Genomic DNA, 6429 nt, shown 5'->3' with positions numbered 1-6429 from the left:
ACCGCAGGCTATGGCCAGTACTGTCCGATCTCGCGTGCTCTCGACGTGCTCGGCGAACGCTGGTCGTTGCTCATCCTGCGCGACCTGTTCCTCGGCACCACCCGCTTCAACGACCTCGCCCGCGGGCTGCCGGGGCTGTCGCGCAGCCTGCTCGCCAAACGCCTGCGCCAGTTCGAACGGGCCGGACTCATCGAGAAACTCGGCACCGAACACCTGCTCACCGAAGCCGGCGGCCAGCTCGAGCCCATTCTGTTCGGCCTCGGCGAATGGGGCGCACGCTGGACCTTCGGCGCGCCACAGGAGGAAGAACTCGACGCCGCCCTGCTCGTGTGGTGGATGCACACCCGCGTCGACACCTCCATGCTGCCAGGCCGACGGCAGGTGCTGCACGTCCGGTTCACCGACGACGTTCGTCGCTTCTGGATCGTGGTCGAAGGCGCGGTGCCCTCGGTGTGTGAGACCGATCCGGGCTATCCCGTCGACGTCACGATCAGCGCGGATGTCGCTGGGCTCTACGAAGTGTGGTTGGGGCGCATGCCGCTCACCCACGCGCAACGCACCGGGCGGATCACCTTCACCGGCCCGCCCGCGCTGACCCGCCGCATGCCCGCGGTGTTGCGGTTGAGTCCGGTGGCCGGATATGTCGCGGCAACTGCGCGCCCCGATCCGCAAGCACGCGCCTCATGAGCCGAAAGGTCTTGCCGTTCAGGTGGATCCGGCTCGCCCGGCGATGCTCATCGCCCAGCGGTACAGCTCTACCGGATCTCCCAGCGTCGCCTGCGATTCAGGCCGCACGAGGACGCCGTTCGCCGCTGACAACAGATCGTACAAACCCAGATACACCCACTCCCACAGCATGCTGTCGAAGTTGTAGGACATCATCGCCCGTTCGACGCGCCCACGGATCTCGGCGATCTCCTTCGACTCCAGTCCCACCCCGTGCAACCGTGCTTCGGTCGCCCGCTGGTCCTCGGCATCGAACCAGGTGTCGAGGAACGGCTCGAGCAGATCAGCCCAGATATCGAGACGTCGATGGATCGCGATCGCGTTGCGTCGGCAGAACTCGTCCAGCCCGGGACGATGCTCAGCGTGCACGAACAGCGTCTCACCGGTGACGGTACGCAGGTATGGGCGTATCGCGCCCGGATCGGCTTCGCTGATCGCGGATACCGCGATCACGCCGTCGGGATACACCGACGCGCCCGCGAAAGGGTAGTCGACGAACCGGATTTCCGTGTCGGCGATGACCACCTGCATCGGTCCATGATGTCGGCCGGCGCAGGCTCCGACCGGGTGTCATGAACTATATGGAACAAAACGTGGCGGTAATCACTACTTGCCACGTCATGTTGGCAGCCGCCGTAATCAAAACGTTAGGATTCGACCATGGTGCGTACCGGAGCAGTAACCTCAGAGCCGTACGAACCGAATGTGCCTCTGCCCCAACAGCATCCGGCCCGTCTCGAACTGGTCAGCGAAGCTCCCGAGACTGCCTCGGCGCCTGATCGCGAGGTCGACGACCACTTCCCGCGCCTGGGCGATACCAGCTTCCTCACCGGCGCGGCCCGCCACCGCCTCGCGGCCTACATCCACACCCAGCTCGCCGAACTCGAAGAGATGCCGTGACCGCACGCCGATGACATAAGCTGCGACACCGGCAATCATCGGCGGCAGAGGCGATTCACGCGGAGGAGTGGCGAGCTTGAGCGACGCATCGGTGGTGCTTCCCGAGCAGGTCCGCACCGAACTACGCCGCGGAGTGCGCAGCGTCCTCGTCGACACCGCAGCCCTGCGCCTGGTCCGCGAACGCTTCGACGACACCCAGGCAGGTGCACTGCGCCGCTACCTCGAAGCGTCCCAATCGGCGAACACTCTGCGCGCCTACCGAACCGACTGGATCGCCTGGGCAGGCTGGTGCGCGGCCGAACACCGACAGGCCCTGCCCGCCGACCCACTCGACGTAGCCGTCTACCTGGCCGCCTCCGCCGACGCCCGACGCGAAAACGGCACATGGGCGTTCAGCCCGGCCACCCTGGATCGCAAGTCCGCCGCCATCGCCGCAGTCCACGCCGCCAACGGACTCCCCTCACCGACCCGCTCCGACGTCGTGCGACTCACCCTGCGCGGCATCCGCCGCACCCGCCGCACCCCGCCGACCCGGAAACGCCCGGTCCTGCTGCACACCCTCGACCAACTTCTCGCCGAACTCCCCGCACCCGCCTGGCCCACTGAACCCGCGCGCCGGCGAGACGGTCTGGCGTTGCTGGTCGGCTTCGCCGGCGCACTGCGGCGCAGCGAACTCGCGGGCCTGCGCATCAGCGACGTACACGTACGCACCGACCACACCACCGGCGAACCGCTGCTCGTCGTGCACCTGCCGACAACCAAGACCGACCCGACCGGCATCGCCGAACAGCGCATCGCCCTACCCCGCGGCAAACACCCACGCACCTGCCCGATCTGCGCATTCGCCGACTGGGTCCGCCTGCTGGAAGTCCACGCCGACACCGGCGACGAGGGCACACGATCCTGGACGGCGAACAACCTCGCCGCCGACACCGCGATCCATCGCTGCCACGGCTTCACCGGCACCCGGCTCAGCACCGACTCCGACCGCGCGCTGTTCCCCACCATCAACCGGCACGGCTCGATCGGCGACACCGCGCTGTCCGGCCGGGCCGTGGCCGAACTGGTCAAGCGCTACGCGGCTCGTGCGGGCCTCGACCCCGACCTGTTCTCCGGGCACTCCCTGCGCGCGGGCTTCGCCACCCAGGCCGCCCTCGGCGGCGCCAGCGACCGCGAGATCATGCGCCAGGGCCGCTGGGCCAACCCCCGCACCGTCCACGGCTACATCCGCACCGCGAATCCGCTCGAAGACAACGCCGTCACCAAACTCGGCCTCTGAACCAGCCCGTACGGCGACAATCGGCCGTCAGCGCCGCACAACGCGATCGAAGCTCGCGAGCCACCGACAATGCCCTCTGATCAGACGATCCGGTCGAGTCGGAAGATGCGGAACTCGCGACCTCCCGAGCGCTGGAATTCCATCTCGTAGCCCGGCCAGAATTCCACGGCCTGGTCCCACACCCGCTTACGCTCGACACCGGCGATCTCGGTGACCGACACCGGGAACGCGGAGCTGCCGTCGAAGCGTGCCGATGCCGTGCGGGCCGCGCGCAGGTTCGCCGACCACGCCGGATGCTCCGGCTTGCCCCAGTTCGAGCCCACCAGATAGAAGCCGTCGCCGTCGGGCACACACAGCAGCGAGGTGGTGCGCGGCTGTCCCGACTTGCGCCCGACCACCGTGATCTCGATCGACGGGAGCCCGGCCAGATCGAGCACACCCCACCGACCGCCGCTGAGCCTGCGCAACAGCCGCTCGGTCGGCAGAACAACGCCGGCGCCACGCATCACCCAGGGCTGCGACGCGAACACGCGCGCAAAGCCCGGCAAGGGATTCCAAACCATCCCCGAATCCTGGCTCGAGCGAACCCGGTTCGCCCACTCACGACGGTGTGCTGAGAGCCAACTCACTCGGTGTGCTGGACGACCGATCGCCGCAGGCGGACCATAGGGGCATGGACGAGGCCCGAAACGAAGCCCGGCGCACTGCGGCGCAGGCCGAAATCGGCAAACACGGGCGGCTCGTTCGCGGCCCTCGCGACGGCAAGCTGCTCAGCGCGGGCATGCTGCCGTTCTTCCGCCTCCGCACACCGCGTGGGTACGGGATTCTGACCACCACGGGGCGCAAGACCGGTCTTCCGCGCGCGAAGTGCGTCCGGATCCTGCGCGACGGCGATCGCGCGTACCTGGTCCAGTTGATGCCGCCGCACGTGACGGTCGCGCAGCCCGGCGCGGTCAATTCCTGGCTGCTCAACGTCCGCGCCGATCCGTACGTCACAGTGAAGCTGCCCGACGGCACCCACAGCGGGATTGCCAGGGAGATCACCGACCCGGCCGAACTCGCCACCGCGCGCGCCCTGCTGTGCGACACCGTCGTGCTGGTCGACTTCGGCGAATGCACGCTTCACCTGCGCGGTATGCCCTCACGGGCGAAGATCCGGCGGCTGCACGAGTACTGGTTCGACACCGGCCGTGCGGTAGCCGTCGACCTCGCGGTCTAACGGAAGCCCCTCCCCTGTCTGTGCTGGTGAGTTCGTTTTTCATTCGAACATGTCGCGAATTGAGCGATGTTTGGGGCCATAACGAGGTGATACATATGTAGATGCGCATATCTACGTAACCACATGTGATTCTGTGACAAGTTCCGGGCCCGCCGCTCCGCCTCAATTCCCCGCACTGTTCCCCTCGATGTCGCACACTGATCTCACTCCCCTCCCCTAGCCCGCCAGGAGTGCCATGCCCTCCCCCAGTGGTCGACGTATCCTCGCTACGTTCGCTGTGGCCGCTTCGGCCCTGCTCACAACCGGCCCCTCCCCCGCTCTCGCCCGACCACCCGCACCGGCTCACCTGGCGCCCCTCGGACCCGAATTCCTGTGGGGCGTGGCAGCTTCCGGCTTTCAGGCCGAAGGTGATGCGCCGGACAGCAATTGGCGCCGCTATGTCGAATCGGGGAGCACGGCCGACCCCTACCTGAACTCGGTGGACTTCCGCGCTCGATACCGCTCCGACATCGCCCTTGCCGCGAAACTCGGTGTGCGGGTGTACCGCATCGGCATCGAGTGGGCCCGGGTTCAACCGCAACCCGGAATCTGGGACGACGCGGCGCTCGCGTTCTACGACGATGTCATCGCGGCCATCACCGAGGCCGGAATGCGGCCGATGCTGACCCTCGACCACTGGGTGTACCCGGGCTGGGCAGCCGACCGCGGCGGGTGGCGCGATCCGGAGATCGTGGCGAACTGGCTGTCCAACGCCCGCCGCGTCGTCGACCGGTACGCCGGCACCGACCCGTTGTGGGTGACGTTCAACGAGCCCACGTTCTATCTGGTCAACGATCTGCGGCACGGCGGCATCGGCGCGGCCGACGTACTGACGATGGGTGAACGAATCACCCAGGCCCACAACAGCATCTACGACTACATCCACGCCGTACACCCCGGCGCTCAGGTGACCAGCAACGTCGCCTACATCCCCAGCGCCGACGACGCGGTCAGCGGACCCCTGCTCGACCGGATCTCCGCCCGCCTGGACTACATCGGCATCGACTACTACTACGGTTTCTCCCCCGCACAGCTGCAAGTCCCCGATCCCGACCGTCTCTGGACGATTCCGCTGCAACCCGAAGGCATCTACTACGCGCTCGACCACTACGCGCGGAAGTTCCCCGGCCGCCCGCTCTACATCGTCGAAAACGGCATCCCCACCGAGAACGGCCGCCCGCGCGCCGACGGCTACACCCGCGCGGATTCGCTCCGCGACACCGTCTACTGGCTGCAGCGCGCCGCCGCCGACGGCATCCCGGTGATGGGCTACAACTACTGGAGCCTGACCGACAACTACGAATGGGGCTCCTACACACCACGTTTCGGCCTTTACTCCGTCGACGTGCTCACCGACCCGACGCTGACCCGCACACCGACCGACGCGGTCGCGGCCTACCGGGCGATCACCACGGCGGGAGGCGTCGGCCCCGACTACCGGCCGACGCGCCCCGTCGCTGCGTGCTCGCTCGTCGACGGACTCGCCAGTTGCACCGATCCGGTGTCGGTCCCCCGGTAGGGGTTTGAAGCGTCAACGTTTGCTCTACACTCGGGCGGGTGTCGAGCACAGCGTCACGCCCCTCCAGCGCCGTGAGCGGCAGGCAAGCCCGATGGCAGCCGCACAACGACAGCCGCCGGGAGCGGATCGTGCTGGCCGCAGTCGAGCTGATCGAACAGGCGCCCGCCGGCGTCGAGGTGCCGATCATCCAGATCGCCGAGCACGCGGGGCTCGCGAAATCGGTGGTCTACCGGCAGTTCGCCGGTCGCGACGAGCTGGATCGCCGGATCAGGAGCGAGATCGCCGACCGTTTCGTCGCCGACATCGAGGATGCCCTCGACATCGCCGAGGGATCGATCCACGAAATCCTGGTTCGCACGATCGGCGGCGTCGTCGATTGGATCCAGGACCATCCCCGGCTACACGAGTTCCTGCGGACAGGACCATCGGAGGCCGATCCCGATATCGACGCGATGAGCGCGCTGATCGACACCCTCGCGGGTTCGACCAGGGCGCTCGTCACCGGCCTGGCCGGTGTCGTGGGCGTGACCGACGAGGCCTCGGCCGACACGATGACCTTCGCCATCGTGTCGATGACCGAGGCCACCGTCACCCGCTGGGCCAACGACCCCGATCCCGCGCTCACCAGGGATCAGCTGATCGAGGAAGTCGCCTCCTACGCCTGGCACGTGGTCGACGGCGTCGCCCGCCGCCACGGCCTGAACCTCGACCCCGACAAGCAACTCACCGAGATCATCACCCAGCTGG

8 protein-coding genes are annotated in these 6429 nt (G+C 67.6%); 6 read left to right on the top strand and 2 right to left on the bottom strand.

The genetic code is table 11. From position 1 onward, the window contains the following. Positions 1 to 687 (top strand): winged helix-turn-helix transcriptional regulator (locus tag ACFWF3_RS20005; protein ID WP_379314814.1); only part of this gene is annotated, 687 nt, incomplete at its 5' end. A gap of 18 nt (positions 688 to 705) precedes the next feature. Here the strand turns inward: ACFWF3_RS20005 and ACFWF3_RS20000 are convergent. Further along, positions 706 to 1257 (bottom strand): hypothetical protein, encoded by a 552-nt coding sequence (locus ACFWF3_RS20000; protein WP_379314813.1) that lies wholly within the window; start codon positions 1255 to 1257, stop codon positions 706 to 708. A gap of 174 nt (positions 1258 to 1431) precedes the next feature. Between ACFWF3_RS20000 and ACFWF3_RS19995 the strand changes: the two genes are divergently transcribed. Together ACFWF3_RS19995 and ACFWF3_RS19990 are read left to right on the top strand one after the other, a co-directional pair. Beyond that, positions 1432 to 1626, top strand: coding sequence for a hypothetical protein (locus ACFWF3_RS19995; RefSeq protein ID WP_379314812.1), 195 nt, complete (start codon positions 1432 to 1434; stop codon positions 1624 to 1626). A 76-nt stretch (positions 1627 to 1702) separates the two neighbouring features. Continuing rightward, positions 1703 to 2905, top strand: coding sequence for a site-specific integrase (locus ACFWF3_RS19990; RefSeq protein WP_379314811.1), 1203 nt, complete (start codon positions 1703 to 1705; stop codon positions 2903 to 2905). An 80-nt stretch (positions 2906 to 2985) separates the two neighbouring features. Here the strand turns inward: ACFWF3_RS19990 and ACFWF3_RS19985 are convergent, their stop codons facing one another. Further along, positions 2986 to 3468 (bottom strand): nitroreductase family deazaflavin-dependent oxidoreductase, encoded by a 483-nt coding sequence (locus ACFWF3_RS19985; protein ID WP_378991654.1) that lies wholly within the window; start codon positions 3466 to 3468, stop codon positions 2986 to 2988. Positions 3469 to 3578: 110 nt separating this feature from the next. Here ACFWF3_RS19985 and ACFWF3_RS19980 point away from each other — a divergent pair, with 110 nt between their 5' ends. The 3 genes from ACFWF3_RS19980 to ACFWF3_RS19970 all read left to right on the top strand — a co-directional run. After that, positions 3579 to 4124, top strand: coding sequence for a nitroreductase/quinone reductase family protein (locus ACFWF3_RS19980; RefSeq protein WP_379314810.1), 546 nt, complete (start codon positions 3579 to 3581; stop codon positions 4122 to 4124). A gap of 235 nt (positions 4125 to 4359) precedes the next feature. Beyond that, entirely contained in the window at positions 4360 to 5682 is a 1323-nt protein-coding gene (locus ACFWF3_RS19975; protein ID WP_379314809.1) for a family 1 glycosylhydrolase, read from the top strand. A 38-nt stretch (positions 5683 to 5720) separates the two neighbouring features. Continuing rightward, positions 5721 to 6429, top strand: a 709-nt coding sequence (locus ACFWF3_RS19970) for a TetR/AcrR family transcriptional regulator (protein WP_379314808.1), incomplete at its 3' end; no start/stop codon positions are given.

It is taken from the genome of Nocardia sp. NPDC060220, assembly GCF_042727815.1.
Lineage (GTDB): Bacteria > Actinomycetota > Actinomycetes > Mycobacteriales > Mycobacteriaceae > Nocardia.
The sequence above is the reverse complement of the archived record's forward strand: the minus strand, read 5'-3'. Positions and strand labels throughout refer to the sequence as shown.